The 17,502-nt window shown below is 66.0% G+C and carries 19 protein-coding genes; 16 read left to right on the forward strand and 3 right to left on the reverse strand.

Translation table 11 applies throughout. From position 1 onward, the window contains the following. Window positions 1-14: 14 nt before the first annotated feature. Entirely contained in the window at window positions 15-1,763 is a 1,749-nt protein-coding gene (locus tag RPS27_RS06655; protein WP_313753933.1) for a methyl-accepting chemotaxis protein, read from the reverse strand. A 218-nt stretch (window positions 1,764-1,981) separates the two neighbouring features. Between RPS27_RS06655 and RPS27_RS06660 the strand changes: the two genes are divergently transcribed. The 7 genes from RPS27_RS06660 to RPS27_RS06690 all read left to right on the forward strand — a co-directional run bounded on the left by RPS27_RS06660 (window position 1,982) and on the right by RPS27_RS06690 (window position 7,242). Further along, on the forward strand, window positions 1,982-2,728 hold the full coding sequence (locus tag RPS27_RS06660; protein WP_212067912.1) for a YebC/PmpR family DNA-binding transcriptional regulator: 747 nt from the start codon (window positions 1,982-1,984) through the stop codon (window positions 2,726-2,728). A 208-nt stretch (window positions 2,729-2,936) separates the two neighbouring features. Continuing rightward, window positions 2,937-3,464 (forward strand): crossover junction endodeoxyribonuclease RuvC, encoded by a 528-nt coding sequence (ruvC, locus tag RPS27_RS06665; RefSeq protein ID WP_194404392.1) that lies wholly within the window; start codon window positions 2,937-2,939, stop codon window positions 3,462-3,464. Next, the gene (gene ruvA / locus RPS27_RS06670) at window positions 3,461-4,078 is read left to right on the forward strand and encodes a Holliday junction branch migration protein RuvA (protein WP_194404391.1); all 618 of its coding nucleotides are present in this window, start codon (window positions 3,461-3,463) and stop codon (window positions 4,076-4,078) included. Before ruvC ends, ruvA begins: the two co-directional genes overlap by 4 nt. Window positions 4,079-4,098: 20 nt before the next feature. Further along, entirely contained in the window at window positions 4,099-5,133 is a 1,035-nt protein-coding gene (gene ruvB / locus RPS27_RS06675) for a Holliday junction branch migration DNA helicase RuvB (RefSeq protein WP_177237050.1), read from the forward strand. A 124-nt stretch (window positions 5,134-5,257) separates the two neighbouring features. Beyond that, window positions 5,258-6,178 carry a metallophosphoesterase gene (locus RPS27_RS06680; RefSeq protein WP_212069488.1) on the forward strand — a complete coding sequence of 307 codons (921 nt, stop codon included), beginning with the start codon at window positions 5,258-5,260 and terminating at the stop codon, window positions 6,176-6,178. Between the two features lie 67 nt (window positions 6,179-6,245). Beyond that, the gene (gene ybgC / locus RPS27_RS06685; protein WP_211415922.1) at window positions 6,246-6,695 is read left to right on the forward strand and encodes a tol-pal system-associated acyl-CoA thioesterase; all 450 of its coding nucleotides are present in this window, start codon (window positions 6,246-6,248) and stop codon (window positions 6,693-6,695) included. A gap of 79 nt (window positions 6,696-6,774) precedes the next feature. Further along, window positions 6,775-7,242, forward strand: a complete 468-nt coding sequence (locus RPS27_RS06690; protein WP_259216374.1) for a nuclear transport factor 2 family protein — start codon at window positions 6,775-6,777, stop codon at window positions 7,240-7,242. An 18-nt stretch (window positions 7,243-7,260) separates the two neighbouring features. Here the strand turns inward: RPS27_RS06690 and RPS27_RS06695 are convergent, their stop codons facing one another. Further along, a complete protein-coding gene (locus RPS27_RS06695; RefSeq protein WP_212069490.1) occupies window positions 7,261-7,974 on the reverse strand; it encodes a type 1 glutamine amidotransferase in 714 nt (237 codons plus the stop codon). Window positions 7,975-8,024: 50 nt separating this feature from the next. Beyond that, a complete protein-coding gene (locus tag RPS27_RS06700) occupies window positions 8,025-8,951 on the reverse strand; it encodes a LysR substrate-binding domain-containing protein (protein WP_063203811.1) in 927 nt (308 codons plus the stop codon). A gap of 272 nt (window positions 8,952-9,223) precedes the next feature. Here RPS27_RS06700 and RPS27_RS06705 point away from each other — a divergent pair, with 272 nt between their 5' ends. The 9 genes from RPS27_RS06705 to RPS27_RS06745 are packed head-to-tail and all read left to right on the forward strand — an operon-like array spanning window position 9,224 to window position 17,355. Then, the gene (locus tag RPS27_RS06705; RefSeq protein ID WP_211415925.1) at window positions 9,224-10,258 is read left to right on the forward strand and encodes an ABC transporter substrate-binding protein; all 1,035 of its coding nucleotides are present in this window, start codon (window positions 9,224-9,226) and stop codon (window positions 10,256-10,258) included. A 24-nt stretch (window positions 10,259-10,282) separates the two neighbouring features. Next, window positions 10,283-11,323 carry an ABC transporter ATP-binding protein gene (locus tag RPS27_RS06710; RefSeq protein WP_212069492.1) on the forward strand — a complete coding sequence of 347 codons (1,041 nt, stop codon included), beginning with the start codon at window positions 10,283-10,285 and terminating at the stop codon, window positions 11,321-11,323. Next, window positions 11,320-12,195 (forward strand): ABC transporter permease, encoded by an 876-nt coding sequence (locus RPS27_RS06715; RefSeq protein WP_211415927.1) that lies wholly within the window; start codon window positions 11,320-11,322, stop codon window positions 12,193-12,195. Before RPS27_RS06710 ends, RPS27_RS06715 begins: the two co-directional genes overlap by 4 nt. After that, a complete protein-coding gene (locus RPS27_RS06720; RefSeq protein WP_212069494.1) occupies window positions 12,192-13,001 on the forward strand; it encodes an ABC transporter permease in 810 nt (269 codons plus the stop codon). The genes RPS27_RS06715 and RPS27_RS06720 overlap by 4 nt, the downstream gene beginning before the upstream one ends. 9 nt (window positions 13,002-13,010) lie before the next feature. Continuing rightward, window positions 13,011-14,147 carry an NAD(P)/FAD-dependent oxidoreductase gene (locus tag RPS27_RS06725; protein ID WP_211415929.1) on the forward strand — a complete coding sequence of 379 codons (1,137 nt, stop codon included), beginning with the start codon at window positions 13,011-13,013 and terminating at the stop codon, window positions 14,145-14,147. A gap of 19 nt (window positions 14,148-14,166) precedes the next feature. Beyond that, on the forward strand, window positions 14,167-14,463 hold the full coding sequence (locus RPS27_RS06730; protein WP_194404377.1) for a (2Fe-2S)-binding protein: 297 nt from the start codon (window positions 14,167-14,169) through the stop codon (window positions 14,461-14,463). Then, complete coding sequence (locus tag RPS27_RS06735) at window positions 14,460-15,878, forward strand: NAD(P)/FAD-dependent oxidoreductase (protein ID WP_211415931.1); 1,419 nt, start codon at window positions 14,460-14,462, stop codon at window positions 15,876-15,878. The genes RPS27_RS06730 and RPS27_RS06735 overlap by 4 nt, the downstream gene beginning before the upstream one ends. Then, window positions 15,875-16,996: an FAD-binding oxidoreductase gene (locus tag RPS27_RS06740; RefSeq protein WP_212069496.1), complete on the forward strand. Its 1,122-nt coding sequence runs from the start codon at window positions 15,875-15,877 to the stop codon at window positions 16,994-16,996. Before RPS27_RS06735 ends, RPS27_RS06740 begins: the two co-directional genes overlap by 4 nt. Before the next feature lie 11 nt (window positions 16,997-17,007). After that, entirely contained in the window at window positions 17,008-17,355 is a 348-nt protein-coding gene (locus tag RPS27_RS06745; RefSeq protein WP_018317734.1) for a RidA family protein, read from the forward strand. The last annotated feature ends 147 nt before the right edge of the window (window positions 17,356-17,502 follow it).

Genomic DNA, 17,502 nt, shown 5'->3' on the forward strand with positions numbered 1-17,502 from the left:
TGCCTGAGCGTGCACTACAGCTTGTAGGCGGTACGGAATCCACCCCAGTGCCGGCCCTGCACGCGGATCGGGACGTCGATCTCGCGCATCATCACCGTGTTCCCGTTGCCCATGTCGCGCGCATAGCTTTGGACCAGGTACGATCGCAGGTTGCGCGCGGCAGCCAACCCCGCCGGATCGTTGAATATTCGGCGGTTGCGGCTGTTGGCCGTGTTCTGGGCAACGTCGCCCGGCCGCTGCGGATGCGAATAGATCTTGTTGTGCACCGGCAGGAAGCCGTTGCGGTCGACCATGGCGCAGAAGGCCATGCGCTGGTCCTTCGCCAGAAAGGTTTCCTGGAATGGCGGCAGCGCCCGGTCGGCCCAGTCGAGATATTTCGTGCGGTATTGCTGCGGATTGGTCCCGGCGATCTCGGCATAGTCGGTGTCGAAGAGGTCGTCGATCTTGACCTCGCCGCGTGCCACCGCCTGCTCGAAGATATTGGTCAGCGCGTTGCCCGCCTCCATGGCGCGGGTGACGAACTCGGTGTTCTCCTCGTGGATCGACCAGAGCTTGTCCTCGATCTTTTCGCGGAGCTCGGCATTGGGGCTGGCGAACTGTGCGCGGGCGCCGGCCTTGGACTGCTCGATCACGCGCAGCCGGCAGGCGCCGACGTCTTCGAGCGTGCCTTCGATCATCGCTTGCGGTGCGAGCCGGCCGGCGTCAGCGCCGCCGATCAGCACGCCGTCCATCGAGATCTCATAGACCGGCATCACGCTGCGCGCGCTCTCGAGCTTGAGATGGCAGGGCAGCCGTTCGGTCTTGCGGCGATCGTCGTGCTCGCTCTGGCGCAGCAGCACGGCGCAGCGCGACTTCAGCTTTTGCGCGAAGGTGGTGACGGCTTTGCCGGCACTGGCGACGTTCTCGCCATGGCTCTCGGCAGCCTTCGTCGCGGCATCGATCTCGGCCGCGCTCTCGCCGACCGAGACGATGAACTCCGAGGCGCTCGCGGCATTGCCGGAGACTTCGCTGGTGGTGGCGTTCTGTTCGGCGACCGCGCCGTTGACGGTCTCGAACACCGGGCGGATCGCCTCGATCGCCTGCGAGATGCGGTGCACGGCATCCGCGGAGCCGGCGGCGTCGCGCTGCAATGCGTCGATCTTCTTGGTGATCTCTTCGGTCGCGCCTTGCGTCTGCACCGCGAGGGCCTTGACCTCGGTGGCGACGACCGCGAAGCCCTTGCCGGCCGCGCCCGCGCGCGCGGCCTCGATCGTCGAGTTGAGCGCGAGCAGCGTCGTCTGCCGCGCGATCTGCGCGATCAGATTGACGACGTTGCCGATGGCGGCTGAGGATTCGCGCAGGCGATCGACATTGGCGCGGGCTTCCTGTGCCGCGGCGCTTGCCTCGTCGGCGAGCTTGCCGGCCTCGCGAACCTGCGCTCCGATTCCCAGGGCGGATTGGGTGAATTTGTCGGCGGCATGGGCGAAGGTGGATGCGGTCGATTGCGCGGCGTTGGTGCGGCCGGTCAGGGCATCGGTGCGGTCGCGGATGGCGGCAAGCGTCGCCGCGGTCGCTTCGGCGCCGCCGGCCACGGAATTGGCGGCGCGTTCGAGCTGGCGGATCATGGCGCCGAGCTCGAGTTCCAAAAGCTCCAGGATTTCCCGTGCCGAATCAGTTTCGGCCACGGCAGCGGGCTCGGAATGGGCCGCCGGCTGCAGAGCCGCCGGGGCGGCCGCAGGCGCGGCCTGGTCCGGCAGGCGCTTTCGAAATAGTCCGAACGCCATCAGCTCTCTCTCGTCGGGATAAGGTCGGGCGCTATTTTCGCAGTCCGGAATGAAATCAGGGTTAACGGTGCCTCACCTCTAGGCACCGTCCATTACGGGGGCTACCTTTACAGTGCTACCTCAGAGGCCCAGATCCCTTTGATTCCGGTGGGGTGGCGGCCTATAAGGCCGCGCTTCCCACGCTCACCTTTGGCTGACGACTTTCCAAGAGACCACGCATGGCCGGACATTCCCAATTCAAGAACATCATGCACCGCAAGGGGCGGCAGGATGCCCAGAAGTCGAAGCTGTTCGGCAAGCTGGCGCGGGAAATCACCGTCGCAGCCAAGCTCGGCACGCCCGATCCGGCCATGAACCCGCGCCTGCGTGCGGCTATCATCGCGGCGCGCCAGGAGAACATGCCGAAGGACAATATCGAGCGTGCCGTCAAGAAGGCGCTCGGTAACGAGGGCGAAAACTATGACGAGATCCGCTACGAGGGCTACGGCCCCGGCGGCGTTGCCGTCATCGTCGAGGCGCTGACCGACAACCGCAACCGCGCCGCCTCCGACATCCGCTCCTTCTTCACCAAGTCGGGCGGCAATCTCGGCGAAACCGGCTCGGTGTCCTTCATGTTCGACCGCACCGGCATCATCGAATACGACCGCAGCGTCGCCTCCGACGACGCCGTGCTGGATGCCGCGATCGAGGCCGGCGCCGACGATGTGGTCTCCGGCGAAAGTGGCCACGAGATCTACGCCTCGACCGAAGGCTATCGCGACGTCGCCAAGGCGCTGGAGGCCAAATTCGGCGAGCCGCGCAAGGCCGCGCTGATCTGGAAGCCGCAGAACACGGTCGCAGTCGATGACGAGACCGGCGAGAAGCTCTTGAAGCTGATGGATCTGCTCAACGAGCACGACGACGTCCAGCAGGTCTACGCCAATTTCGAGGTGTCGGACGCGCTTGTTGCGAAGATGGGCGGCTGAGGCCGCTCGTGTCCCGGACGCGCCGCAGCGTGAAACGCCGCTGCGCAGAGCCGGGACCCATCGTCCCGCAGGCATCGGTGCCGATATGGGCCCCGGTTCAGCGCCGCACCGCTTCGCGCTGCGTCCCGCCCGGGGCACGGGCCACTTCCCCTGTTACTTCTGTTCTGTTTCTGTTTCGCTATCATCGGCCAGCCGCTATCACTGGCCCATGACCGCGCTCCCGATTCGCCAACCCGTCCGCATCATCGGCATCGACCCCGGCCTGCGCCGCACCGGCTGGGGCGTGATCGAGGCTGACGGCAACCGCCTGATCTATGTGGCTTGCGGCTCGGTGGAACCGCCGAACGACCTGCCGCTGGCGAGCCGGCTGCTCGCGATCCATGAAGGGCTGGCGGCCGTGCTTTCGAACCACCAGCCGATGGAAGCCGCGGTCGAGCAGACCTTCGTCAACAAGGACGGCGTTGCGACGCTGAAGCTCGGCCAGGCTCGCGGCGTCGCCATGCTGGCGCCCGCAATGTTCGGCATCTCTGTCGCCGAATACGCGCCCAACCAGGTCAAGAAAACCGTCGTCGGCGCCGGGCACGCCGAGAAGGCCCAGATCGCGATGATGCTGAAGATCCTTCTGCCCAAGGCCGATCCGCCGTCGGCAGACGCCGCCGATGCGCTCGCCATCGCCATCACCCATGCCCATCACCGCCAGAGCACCGCGCTGCGGCTGAAGGTGGCGAGCCTATGATCGGCAAGCTCAAGGGCCTGATCGATTCCTACGGCGAAGACTTCGTCATCCTCGACGTCGGCGGTGTCGGCTATCAGGTGCATTGCTCCTCGCGCACCTTGCAGCATCTGCCCTCGCCGGGCGAAGCCGCCGTGCTGTCGATCGAGACCTATGTCCGCGAGGATCAAATCAAACTGTTCGGCTTCCGCACCGACCAGGAGCGCGAATGGTTTCGCCTGCTGCAGACCGTGCAGGGCGTCGGCGCCAAGGTCGCGCTCGCCGTGCTCGGCACGCTGGCGCCTTCCGATCTCGCCAATGCGATCGCGCTGCGCGACAAGGCGGCGGTGGCGCGCACGCCCGGCGTCGGCCCCAAGGTCGCCGAGCGCATCGTCACCGAGTTGAAGGACAAGGCGCCGGCCTTCGCCAATGTCGATCCTGCCGTCGTGCATCTCGCAGGCGCGGTCGACGATCAACGAGCCCCACGCCCGGTCGCGGATGCGATCTCCGCGCTGGTCAATCTCGGCTATGGCCAGCCGCAGGCGGCCGCTGCGATTGCATCTGCCTCGCGCAGCGCCGGTGAGAATGCCGAGACGGCGCAGCTCATTCGCCTTGGCCTGAAGGAGCTCGCGAAGTGAGCGATCCCAAGGCCAGCCGCATGGTTTCGCCCGAGCGCCGCAGCGACGATGTCGGCGACACCGCGCTGCGTCCGCAATCGCTGTCCGATTTCGTCGGCCAGCAGCAGGCGCGCAAGAATCTCTCGATCTTCATCGAGGCTGCGCGCAAGCGCGGCGAGGCGCTCGATCACGTGCTGTTCGTCGGCCCGCCCGGCCTCGGCAAGACCACACTGGCGCAGATCGTGGCGAAGGAGCTCGGCGTCGGCTTTCGCGCCACTTCGGGACCCGTCATCGCCAAAGCCGGCGACCTCGCCGCGCTGCTGACCAATCTCGAAGAGCGCGACGTGCTGTTCATCGACGAGATCCATCGCCTCAGCCCGGCGGTGGAAGAGGTGCTCTATCCCGCGATGGAGGACTTTCAGCTCGACCTCATCATCGGCGAAGGTCCGGCAGCGCGCTCGGTGAAGATCGAGCTGTCGAAATTCACGCTGGTCGGCGCCACGACGCGCGCAGGCCTGCTCACCAATCCCTTGCGCGATCGCTTCGGCATTCCGGTCCGCCTGAATTTCTACACCATCGAGGAATTGGAAAGCATCGTCAGCCGCGGCGCGCGCGTGCTCAATGTCGGCATGAGCGCTGACGGCGCCAACGAGATCGCGCGCCGCGCCCGCGGCACGCCGCGCATCGCCGGGCGCCTGCTCCGTCGCGTGCGCGATTTTGCTTCCGCTGCCGATGCCGACAAGATCGATCGCAAGATCGCCGATCACGCGCTGAGCGCGCTCGAGGTCGACGCTGCGGGTCTCGACGCCATGGATCGCCGCTATCTCACCACCATCGCGATGAACTATGGCGGCGGACCGGTCGGCGTCGAGACCATGGCCGCGGCATTGTCCGAGCCGCGCGATGCGATCGAGGACATCATCGAGCCGTATCTGATCCAGTGCGGCTACCTCCAGCGCACCCCGCGCGGCCGCCTGCTCACCTCGCACGCCTTCCGCCATCTCGGCATCGCCGAGCCCTCGCGCGATGCGGCGGCACAGTTCGGCCTGTTCGGCACCGACGAGAGCGACGACTGATCTGCGCAAACGGCGCGCTCCTTTCATGAACTTCTGGTGATCTCGTGCAGACGATCTGCACGAGCGCACCCCAATTCCGCTCCATTCGGACCGCATCAAAAGAGCGCATTCCGATCGGGTTTTCATGATCACGCGCCGTCATTTCATCCGTTCCATCGGCGGGCTGTCCGCCCTCAGCGTCTCGACCGCCGCCTACGGCGTCGGCATCGAGCCGGTGCTGCGGCTCCGCGTCACCCGCTATCATCCCAAGCCGCGGCAATGGCCGGCGGATCTTTCGTTGAAGATCGCCGCCATCGCCGACATCCATGCCTGCAATCCCTGGATGTCGCTGGAACGGATCGAGGGCATCGTCGAACGCACCAACGCGTTGAAACCCGATCTCATCGTGTTGCTCGGCGACTATGTCGCCGGCCTCCATCACGTCACGCGCTTCATTCCGTCGCGCGAATGGGCGAGGGTGCTGGCCGGCCTGAAGGCGCCGCTCGGCGTCCATGCCGTGATGGGCAATCACGATTATTGGGACGACAAGACCGTGCAGCGGGCGGGACACGGGCCGACCATCGCGCATCGGGCGCTGGAGGCGGCCGGCATCCCCGTCTACGAGAACGATGTCGTGCGCCTTTCCAAGGACGGCCGCCCGTTCTGGCTCGCCGGGCTCGGCGATCAGCTGGCCTTCCTGCCGGCGCGGCGCTTTCGCAGCACCGGGCGCTTCGGCGCCGACGATCTCGCGGGCACGCTGGCGAAAGTCACCGACGATGCGCCAATCATCCTGCTCGCGCACGAGCCCAACATTGCACCGCTGGTACCTGCGCGCGTCGCGTTGCAACTGTCCGGCCATACCCATGGCGGCCAGGTCCGCCTGCTTGGCTGGTCGCCTGCCGTCTCGCCCAAGAACGGTATGCGGCTCGCCTATGGCCATTTCCGCCTGAAATGCGATCTCATCGTCTCCGGCGGTCTCGGTTGCAGCATCATGCCGGTCCGCGTCGGCGTGCCGCCCGAGATCGTCGAGGTGACGCTGGGGCGGGCTATGTCGGTTGTGTCCTGACCCGCTTGCGCGGGCGGCGGTTTTTGCGCAAAACGGGCTGATATCGACAAGCAAAGAGGCTCGCGACGTGACTGCCCATCTCGACGGCGAGATCCGCGACGGCCGCCACCACATGCAGGTGCGCGTCTACTACGAGGACACGGATTTTTCCGGCATCGTCTACCACGCCAATTATCTGCGCTACATGGAGCGTGGACGCACCAATCATTTGCGCTTGATGGGCGCCGAGCAGCAGGCTCTGTTCGAGCAGGCGGAGACGGAAGGCACGGGCTTCGCCTTCGTGGTGCGCTCGATGCATCTGGATTTTCTCAAGCCTGCGCGGATGGACGATGTGCTCGACGTCGTGACCTGGCCGGTTGCGGTGAAGGGCGCCTCCATCGTGCTCGCGCAGGAGGTGCGGCGCGGTGAGGACGTTTTGGTGAAAGCCGAGGTCCGCGTCGCCTTCATCAGCGGCGGACGCGCCCAGCCGATCCCCAAATCGATCCGCACGCTGATGAAGGCTGATGTGATTTCCTGATCGCTCAATAGGGGATGGCCTCTCGACTCCGCGGCATGCAGGCGTAGATTGCCGCTCCCGCCAAACCGATGAGGCCACCATGTCGCGCCCGCCGCTTCCACCCTTTACCCGTGAGACCGCCGCGCAGAAGGCGCGCATGGCGGAGGACGCCTGGAATTCACGCGATCCGGTCCGTGTCTCGCTCGCCTATACCGAGGACAGCCGCTGGCGCAATCGCTCCGAGGTCTTTCAGGGCCGCGAGGCGATCGTCGCCTTCCTCACGCGCAAATGGGAGAAGGAGCACGACTATCGCCTCATCAAGGATCTCTGGGCCTTCGACGAGAACCGCATCGCCGTGCGCTTCCAGTACGAATGGCACGATGCAAGCGGCCAGTGGTATCGCTCCTATGGCAACGAGCAATGGGAGTTCGACGAACACGGCCTGATGAAGCGCCGCGAGGCCTCGATCAACGACATCATGATCGCCGAGAAGGATCGCCGCTTTCACTGGGCCGCGCCGGGGCCGCGGCCGGCGGACGTGGCGGGGTTGGGGACGGACCCGTTCTGAAGTTCGCGAGTGCCGCGCCTAAGGCGCCACGCGCCGCGCCAAGAACCGCGTAATCGCGCCACCGAGCTTCGCACTGTCCATCGGCTCCGCCAACGATGCCCGCGCTGTTGCGACCACCGCATCCGGCGCCTTGCCGTCCCGCAGATCGCAGCACACTTGCGCAAAGGCCACGTCGAACTCCGGATGCGGCTGCACGGTCAGCGTCGTGCCGTTGGCGTAGAGCAGGCCGGCATGCGGGGTGAACTCCGACGACAAAATCGTCAGCGCATCGTCCGGGGGCTCGATCACCTGGTCCTGATGCGAGGCGGCGATGGCGACCGCGTCGCCGTCGACGACGCCGTTCTCCGGCAGCACCTGATAGACGTGCCGGCCGATGCCCCAGCCCTTCTCCGACTTGCGCACGGTGCCGCCGAGCGCCTGTGCGATCAGCTGATGACCGAAACAGACGCCGACCATCGGCGTCTTGTTGGCATAGGCCGTGCGCACGAAATCTTCCAGCGGCGCGATCCAGTCGAGGCCGTCATAGACGCCGGCAGCGGCCCCGGTGATCAGGACGGCGTCGAGCTTGCCCGGATCGGGAAGCGCGTCGCCATTCGGGATGCTGACGACGTCTACCGTGGCCGCCGGATCCTCGGCGCGGACCATGCGCTCGAACATGTCGGGAAACGAGCCGTGACGCTCGCGATATTCCTTGGGAACGAGGCCGGTCTCGATGATGGTGATGCGTGCCATGTGCCCTGCGTCGGTTGCGTAGCTATAACACTGCACCAATGGCGTCCACGTCAACCGCCTGCAAGCTGGCTTGCCGTCTGGTCCTCGAACTCCTCGAGCGCCTTGCGCATGGTCTCGACGAGATCCAGCGCCACCGGCGACGGGCTGCGCTGCGCCGGGAAGACGGCGGAGAATTCGAAGTCGATGCGCGGCAGGAAGCGACGCGCGACCACGCCGCGGGTGGAAAATTCCCGCGCGGTGAAGGGGTCGCAGATCGCAACGCCGAGCCCTGACGACACCATGCCGCACATGATCTCCGACAAGGTGGTCTCGACCCTGAGCACGCGGCGGACTTCATGGCGATTGAAGACCTGGTCGACGAGATGCCGGCTCGATGATCCCGCCGACAGCGAGATGAAGGTCTCGCCTTCGAAATCGCTGGGCTCCAGGACTTCCTTCTCCGCGAGGCGATGGCCCGTCGGCAGCACCGCGACGCGCGCAGGCGCCGGCAGTCGCAGGCTTGGCAGGCCGGAATGGGCAATCGGCACCTCGGCAAAGCCGATGTCGCATTGGTTGTTCAGGACCCAGTCGACCACGATTGGCGAGATCACGCCGAAGAACGCGAGGTTGAGGTTCGGCCGCTCCTGCAGGAAGTGCCCTGCGAGGCGCGGCAAATAGCCGTTCGCCAGCGCCGGCAGCGCGGCGATGCGCAGCGAGCCGGTGCGGCGGCCGCGAATCTCCTCGGCGGCGGCGGTGATGCGTTCGAGACCGACGAAGGAGCGCTCGACCTCGGTATAGAGCGCCATCGCCGCCGCGGTCGGCACCAGGCCAGTGCCGCGCCGCTCGAACAGCTCCATCTTCAGCAGGGCCTGGAGGTCGCGCAGCAACCGGCTCACCGCCGGCTGCGTCACCACCATCAGCTTCGCAGCCTCCGTGACGCTGCCGGTCAGCATCATCGCGCGGAAGGCCTCGACCTGCCGTGAATTGATCCGCGCCATCTCGTCATCCAATCATAACATTTCGGCATGCAGAGGGTGCCATTATTCATTGGACGATGGAAGTAAAGGTCTGCGATCTTTTTCATCAGAGCTGGAGCCAGCCCGCTTTTTCGGCAGATTGGAGGGGTTTTGACCTCCAAATCGCGCCAGACCCGCCGAACAGGGGCCGGAGCCCTGATCCGAGAGGGATTTGCGCGGAAGGAAATGCGGAAGGCGCCCCAGCCGGAGATTTGTCGGCACGTCACCTCATTCCGGTATGGAGATCGGTCCACATGACAACTTTTCGCCTTCTGACCGCGGTCAGCATCGCAGCGCTCATCGCGGCCCCATCAGCCGCCTCGGCCCAGCAAAAGACTCTCTACGTCGCCGGCTATGGCGGCTCGTTCGAGAAGACGATCCGCGACGAGGTGATCCCGGCCTTCGAGAAGGAGAACGGCGTCAAGGTCGAATACGTCGCCGGCAACTCCACCGATACGCTGGCAAAACTCCAGGCGCAGAAGGGCAACCAGCAGATCGACGTCGCCATCGTCGATGACGGCCCGATGTACCAGGCGATCCAGCTCGGCTTCTGCGGCAAGCTCGACGGCCTGCCGGCGGATCTCTACGACACCGCGCGCTTCAAGGATGATCGTGCCGTCGCCATCGGCATCGTCGCGACCGGCCTGATGTACAACACCAAGGTGTTCAAGGAGAAAGGCTGGGCGGCGCCGACCTCCTGGAACGATCTGAAGGACACGAAATACGCCAAGCAGCTCGTGATCCCGCCGATCAACAACACTTACGGTCTCGAAGCGCTGGTGATGTTGTCGAAGATGAACGGCGGCGGCGAGACCAACGTCGATTCCGGCTTCAAGATATTCAAGGAACAGATCAATCCGAACGTGCTCGCCTATGAGCCGTCGCCGGGCAAGATGACCGAGCTGTTCCAGTCCGGCCAGGCCGTGATCGCGGTGTGGGGCACCGGCCGTGTGCAGAGCTTTGCCAATACCGGCTTCCCCGTCGACTTCGTCTATCCGAAGGAAGGCGCGGCGACGCTGCTGACCACGGCGTGCCCGATCGCCAAGCCCAATGCCTCGCCGCTGGCGGCAAGCTTCGTCAAGATGCTGCTCGACCCAAAAGTCCAGCTCGTGATGCTGAAGGATTACGGCTACGGCCCCGTGCTGAAATCGCTGGCGATCCCGCCCGAGCTCGGCAAGATGGCGCCGATCGGCGAGCGTGCGGCGAAGCTCTACAACCCGGACTGGACCGTCATCAACGAGAAGCGCGAGGAGTGGACCAAGCGCTGGAATCGCGAGGTCGAGCGCTGATCTGAGCGTTCGCGGAGACAGCGCATGGCTTATCTCGAGCTCGACCGGGTCGCAAAACAGTTCGGCGCGCAGACCGTGGTCGACGACTTCAGCCTGTCGGTGGGGAAGGGGGAATTCATCTCCTTCCTCGGCCCCTCCGGCTGCGGCAAGACCACGACGTTGCAGATGATCGCGGGCTTCCTCGATCCCTCACGCGGCGCGATCCGCCTGGAGGGCAAGGACCTGACCGCGATCCATCCGGCCAAGCGCGGCCTCGGCATCGTGTTCCAGAGCTACGCGCTGTTTCCGCACATGACGGCGGCCGAGAACGTCGCGTTCGGCCTCGAGATGCGCAACGTGCCGCGGGCTGATAGGGCTGAACGTGTCCGCGCCGCGCTCGCGATGGTCGGCCTTGCCGGCTTTGAGGACCGTCATCCCCGCCGCATGTCGGGCGGGCAGCAGCAGCGCGTGGCGCTGGCGCGCGCGCTGGTGATCAAGCCGAGCGTGCTGCTGCTCGACGAGCCCTTGTCGAACCTCGATGCCAAGCTGCGCGAGGAGATGCAGATCGAACTGCGCCAGATTCAGCGCACCATCGGCACCACAACGATCCTGGTCACGCATGACCAGAACGAGGCGATGTCGCTGTCCGACCGCATCGTGGTGATGAGCCAGGGCAAGATCGAGCAGATCGGCACGCCGCAGGAAACGTATGAAAGGCCGGCCTCGGCCTTCGTCTCGCAATTCCTCGGCAAGACCAATGATTTCGCCGGCACGATCGACCGGACCTCGGCGCCCGCGCAGCTGGTGGCGGGCTCCTGGAGCGCGCCGGCGCCCGCCGGGCTCAGTGGCCCCGTGACTGTCAGCATTCGCCCTGAGCGGATCGGTTTCGGTGATACAGGGCTCGGTGCAAAGATCATCACGCGCATTTTCCAGGGCAATCACTGGCTATTCCAGTGCGAGAGCGAGTGCGGCCCGGCGATCGTGATCCGCCAGAACGACGGCACGGCGCAACCGGCCGAAGGCGACGCCGTTCGCCTGACCTGGCGCCCCGAGGACATGAGCGTGCGCGCGAGGACTGCGGCATGAGCATGGCCGCCGAGGAGCGCAGCGTACGCGCGCCATGGGCGCTGACGGCGCCCGCCCTGATGCTGTTCGTCGGCGTGCTGCTGATTCCGCTGGCGATGACGGTGATGCTGTCGTTCCACGATTGGGGCCAGTACAAGGGCATCGAGCCGGTTTTCATCCTGAAGAACTGGCACGAGATCGCGACCGATCCCTATTACGCCGAGATGTTCTGGCGAACCTTTCGCATCGCGATCCTGACCACGCTGCTCACCGCGCTGCTTGGCGCACCCGAAGCCTACATCCTCAATCGCATGAGCGGCCGCTGGAAGAGCTTCTTCCTGCTGGTCATTCTCGGGCCGCTCTTGATCTCCGTGGTGGCGCGCACGCTCGGCTGGGCGCTGCTGTTCGGCGGCAACAACGGGCTCGTCAACAAGCTCCTGATGTCGCTGGGCGTGATGCGCTCCCCCATTCCCTTCATGTTCACCGAAACCGGCATGGTGATCGCTCTCGCGCATGTGATGATGCCGTTCATGGTGCTCTCGGTGTGGGCGGCGCTGCAGCGGCTCGATCCGCAGATCGAGAACGCCGCGATGTCGCTCGGCGCGGGGCCCGCGACCATCATCCGCCGCATCATCATGCCGCAGATCATGCCGGGCGTGCTGTCGGGCGCGATCATCGTGTTCTCGCTCTCGGCCAGCGCCTTTGCGACCCCCGCGATCATCGGCGGTCGCCGGCTCAAGGTTGCGGCGACGCTGGCCTATGACGAGTTCCTCAACACCCTGAACTGGCCGCTCGGGGCGGCGGTCGCCACGCTGCTGCTGGTCGCGCTGGTGCTGATCGTGGTCGGCAGCAACGCCCTGATCGAGCGGCGTTATGCGGAGGTGTTCCGATGAGACGGAACGGCCCGCTCGCGCTGATCTTCCACACCATCTTCGTCATCGTCATGGTGGCGCCGATCCTGGTGGTCTGCCTGGTCGCCTTCACGCCCGAAGGTTTTCTGTCACTGCCGACCAATGGCTTCTCGCTGCGCTGGTTCAGGACCATCGCGAACTATCCCGAATTCATTCACGCCTTCTGGGTCAGTCTCGGCCTCGGCGCGCTCTCGTCCTTCGTCGCGCTGCTGTTCGCGGTGCCGGCGGCACTGGCGATCGCGCGCTATCGCTTCCGCGGCCGTGATGCGCTCGCCGCGCTGTTCCTGTCGCCGCTGATGATCCCGCATGTCGTGCTCGGCATCGCCTTCCTGCGCTTCTTCACCTCGGCCGGCCTCGGCGGCAGTTTCGCCGCGCTGATCATCGCGCATGTCATCATCGTGTTTCCGTTCGCGCTGCGGCTGACGCTGGCGGCGGCGACCGGCATGGACCGCACGGTGGAGATGGCGGCGGTCTCGCTCGGCGCCGGCGGCTGGACGCTGTTTCGCCGGGTGACGCTGCCGCTGATCCTGCCCGGCGTCATCAGCGGCTGGGCGCTCGCCTTCATCCAGTCCTTCGACGATCTCACCATGACCGTCTTCCTCGCCGCGCCCGGCACCGAGACGTTGCCGGTGCGCATGTTCCTTTACATCCAGGACAACATCGATCCGCTGGTGACGTCGGTCTCGGCCTGCGTGATCGCTGTAACCATGACCGCCCTCATTCTGCTCGACCGCTTCTACGGGCTCGACCGCGTGCTCGCCGGCAAGGGCGGCGACACCGGGCGATAGGAGAAACCCATGTCAGGAGACTATGACGTCGCCGTCGTCGGCGGCGGATTGCTCGGCTCCGCCATTGCCTGGGGCCTCGGCCGCCTCGGCAAGAAGGTGGCCGTGCTCGACGAAGGCGACATCACCAAGCGCGCCTCGCGCGCGAACTTTGCGCTGGTCTGGGTGCAGAGCAAGGGGCTCGGCATGCCCGCCTATACGGTGTGGACGGTGCAGGCCTCGCAGGCGTGGGGCCGGCTGGCGTCCGAGCTGAAGCAGCAGACCGGGCTCGACGTCGCCCTCCAGCAGAACGGCGGCTTTCATCTCACCCTTGGCGAGGACGAATTCGGCCAGCGCGCCGAGCTCGTCAAGCGGATGCACAACCAGGCCGGCGCGGCCGACTACAAGATGGAGATGCTGCGGCCCTCGGACGTGAAGAAGGCGCTGCCGCTGATCGGGCCCGAAGTGTCCGGCGGCAGCTATTGTCCGCTCGACGGCCACGTCAATTCGCTGCGCACGTTCCGGGCTTTCCATACAGGGTTCAAGGCGTTCGGCATCGACTACTTTCCGGAGCGGCCGGTCTCGGCGATCAGCAAGAGCGGCGGCGAATTCCGCCTGACCACGCCAAAGGGCGAACTCCGCGCCGCCAAGATCGTGCTTGCTGCCGGCAACGCCAACCAGACGCTCGCGCCGATGGTCGGCCTCTATGCACCGATGGGTCCAACCCGCGGCCAGGTCGTGGTGACCGAGCGCACCATGCCGTTCCTGCCGCATCCCTTGACCACGATCCGCCAGACCGACGAGGGCACGGTGATGATCGGCGACAGCAAGGAGGATGAGCTCGATGATCGCACCCTGAAGCCCTCGATCAGCGGCGTCATGGCCGATCGTGCGCAGCGCATGTTTCCGCATCTGTCGCGGCTCAACGTCGTCCGAAGCTGGGCCGGCATCCGCGTCATGCCGCAGGACGGCTTTCCGATCTACGACCAGTCGGAGACGCATCCCGGCGCCTTCGTCGCCTGCTGCCATTCCGGCGTGACGCTCGCGTCCAACCACGCCTTCGAGATCGCGCGCATGGTCGTGCAGGGCGCGCTCGAGCCCGAGCTGGTCGGCGCGTTCTCGGCGAGCCGTTTCGGCGCCGCCGGCGCGGCGAACAACAGCGGCTACTAGAGATATTGAGGAAGCCAGGATGTTCAGACGATCCGAACAGGACAAACGGCCGGCCGTGCAAATCTTCGTCGACGGCGTCGCCGTCGCGGCACGCCAGGGCGACACCGTCTCTGCCGCGCTGCTGGCCTCCGGCGTCGACGCACGGCGCTCGACGGCGGTAAGCGGCGCGCCGCGCCTGCCCTATTGCATGATGGGCGTGTGCTTCGACTGTCTCGTCACCATCGACGGTGTCGGCAACCGCCAGGGCTGTCTTGTGCCCGTCGCGGAGGGCATGCAGGTCGAAATCCAGAAGGGCAAGCGGGAGATCGGAAAATGACTGTGGCTCCCAAGCGCGAAGACTACGACGTCGTGGTGATCGGCGCGGGACCTGCGGGCCTCGCCGCCGCGGCAACCTCTGCCGAAGCCGGCCTCGCGACGCTGCTGCTCGACGAGAATGCCGGTCCTGGCGGGCAGGTGTTTCGCGCCATCGCCTCGACGCCGGTGACTGATCGCAAGCAGCTCGGCGAGGACTATTGGGTCGGTGCCGATCTCGTGCAGTCGCTGCGCGCTGGCAGCACCGAGGTGATCCATCGCGCGACCGTCTGGAGCCTCGATCGCAATCTCGACATCGCGGTTTCGATCGGCGGCGCCTCCGCCTTCGTTAGGGCGAAGCGCGTGATCCTCGCGACCGGTGCGTTGGAGCGGCCGTTCCCGATTCCCGGCTGGACCTTGCCGGGCGTGATGACCGCCGGCGCAGCGCAGACCATGCTGAAATCCTCGGCGCTCGTGCCCGACGGCCGCACGGTGATCGCGGGGCAGGGCCCGCTGCTCTGGCTGCTCACCGCGCAGATCCTGCGGCTCGGCGGCCGCATCGACCGCATCCTCGACACCACCGAGCGCGGCAATTATTTCGCGGCGCTGCCGCATGCCTTTGCTTTCCTGACCTCGCCCTATTTCGCCAAGGGCCTGTCGATGATGCGCGAGGTGAAGGCGAAGGTGCAGGTCGTCTCCGGCGTCACCGAGCTTGCGGCGGCCGGCGACGGCCAGCTCGCGAGCGTGAGCTATGTCGCGGGCGGCAAGCGCGAGACCATTGCCGCCGATCTGCTCTTGCTGCATCAGGGCGTCGTGCCCAATGTCAATCTGGCGATGGCGGCCGGCGTCGAGCACCGCTGGGACAATCTGCAACTGTGCTGGTCGCCGGTGCTCGATGCGAGCGGCAATTCGTCGGTTGCCGGCATCGCGATCGCCGGCGACGGCGCCGGCATCGGCGGCGCCAATGCGGCCGTTGTGCGCGGCCGCATCGCCGCGCGCGCGGCGGTCGAGGCGCTGGCCCCTGCGTCTGCCGCGAAGCTTGCGCCGATGGCAACGCTCCGTTCCGATCTCGCCAAGGCGGAACGCGGCCGCGTCTTCCTCGACACGCTGTTCCGCCCCGCGCCGCAATTCCGGATCCCCTCGGGCGACACGATCGTCTGTCGCTGCGAAGAGGTGACGGCAAAGGACGTGCTCGATTCCGTCGCGATCGGCGCGACCGGGCCCAATCAGCTAAAAGCCTATCGCCGCACCGGCATGGGCCCGTGCCAGGGCCGTCTCTGCGGTCTCACCGTCACGGAGCTGATGGCGCAGGCGCGCGGGAAGACGCCGCAGGAGATCGGCTATTACCGCCTGCGAGCGCCGGTGAAGCCGATCACGCTCGCCGAGCTCGCCGCCGTCCCGAAGAGCGAAGACGATATCAAGGCGGTGGTGCGCGGATGACTCGAAATGTGGATGCGATCGTCATTGGTGGCGGCATCCACGGATGCTCGACCGCGCTGCATCTCTGCCTCGCCGGGCTGAAGCCGGTGCTGATCGAGAAGGACTATGCCGGCCGCCATGCCTCCGGCGTCAACGCCGGCGGCGTGCGCCAGCTCGCGCGGCACATTCCCGAGATCCCGCTCTCGATCCGCTCGATGGGAATCTGGGAGAAGATTTCGGATCTCGTCGACGACGATTGCAGCTTTGAAAGCTACGGCCAGGTGCTGGTCGCGGAGAACGAGGAGGAGCTCGCGGTCTGCCGCGCGCGTGTCGCCGAGCTCAACGCGCTCGGCTTCACCCATGAAGAGCTGATCGACGCTGCTGAACTCCGGAGTCTCGTGCCGGCAGTCGCCGAAACCTGCCCTGGCGGCGTCGTGTCGCGCCGCGACGGCGCGGCCAATCCGGCGCAGGCGACAACGGCGTTCCGTCGCAAGGCCGAGCAGCTGGGTGCGACCGTGCGCGAAGGCATGGCCGCCGGCAACATCCGCTATGACGACGGCCTCTGGCATGTCGATGTCGGCCCTGAGACATTTGCCGCGCCGGTGCTCGTCAATGCCGCCGGCGCCTGGGCCGGCAAGATCGCGGCTGATCTCGGCGAGCCCGTTCCGGTCGAGACCGTGGCACCGATGCTGATGATCACCTCGCGCGTGCCGCACTTCATCGATCCCGTCGTGATCCTGCGGGGGCGAAAGCTCTCCTTCAAGCAATTCAAGAACGGCACCGTGCTGATCGGCGGTGGTCATCTGGCGACGCCCTATCAGGATCGCAACGAGACGGTGCTGGACTGGAAGAGCCTCGCGACCAGCGCCCGCACCGTGTTCGAGCTGTTCCCGGTGATGCGCAGCGCCACCATCGTCCGCGCCTGGGCCGGCATCGAGGCCAAGATGAAGGACGACATTCCGGTGTTCGGTCCGAGCAGCCGTCACAAGGGCCTCTATCACCAGTTCGGCTTCTCGCTGCACGGCTTCCAGCTTGGCCCCGGCGCTGGCGCCGTGATGGCGGAGCTGATCGTCAACGGCGGCACCCAGACCCGCATTGGCGATCTTGGCATCGACCGTTTCCATCCTTCCACGCTCTAAAGAGGAACATCATGAGCATCACCCGCAGCATCCGCACGCCCATCATGCACCGCGCCGTCGAAGCCAATGGCTTCGTCTTCCTCGGCGGCACCATCGCCGACGACACCTCGGTCTCGATGGGCGAGCAGACGCGCAACATCCTCGGCAAGATCGCCGGCTATCTGAAGGAAGCGGGAACCGACAAGAGCCGCGTCGTCAGCGCCTCGATCTTCGTCACCGATCTCTCCAAGAAGAAGGAGATGGACGCGGCCTGGACCGAGTTCTTCGGCGACAATCTGCCGACCCGCGCCACCGTCGGCGTCGCCGATCTCGGCGGCAGCGCGCTGATCGAGGTGGTGGTCACCGCGCTGAAGGGCTGATGGCACAGCGACCAGGGACGATAGCGCCTCTCGCGCTGTCGTCTCCTCGCGCCGTGCCTTGATCTCGCCCTTCGAAGAGAATAGTTAGGGGCTCCCTCAACCAGGATCGTTCCAGCCATGGATTTCACCCCGACCGCAAAGCCCATC

It is taken from the genome of Bradyrhizobium sp. WYCCWR 12699 (assembly GCF_032144035.1).
Lineage (GTDB): Bacteria > Pseudomonadota > Alphaproteobacteria > Rhizobiales > Xanthobacteraceae > Bradyrhizobium.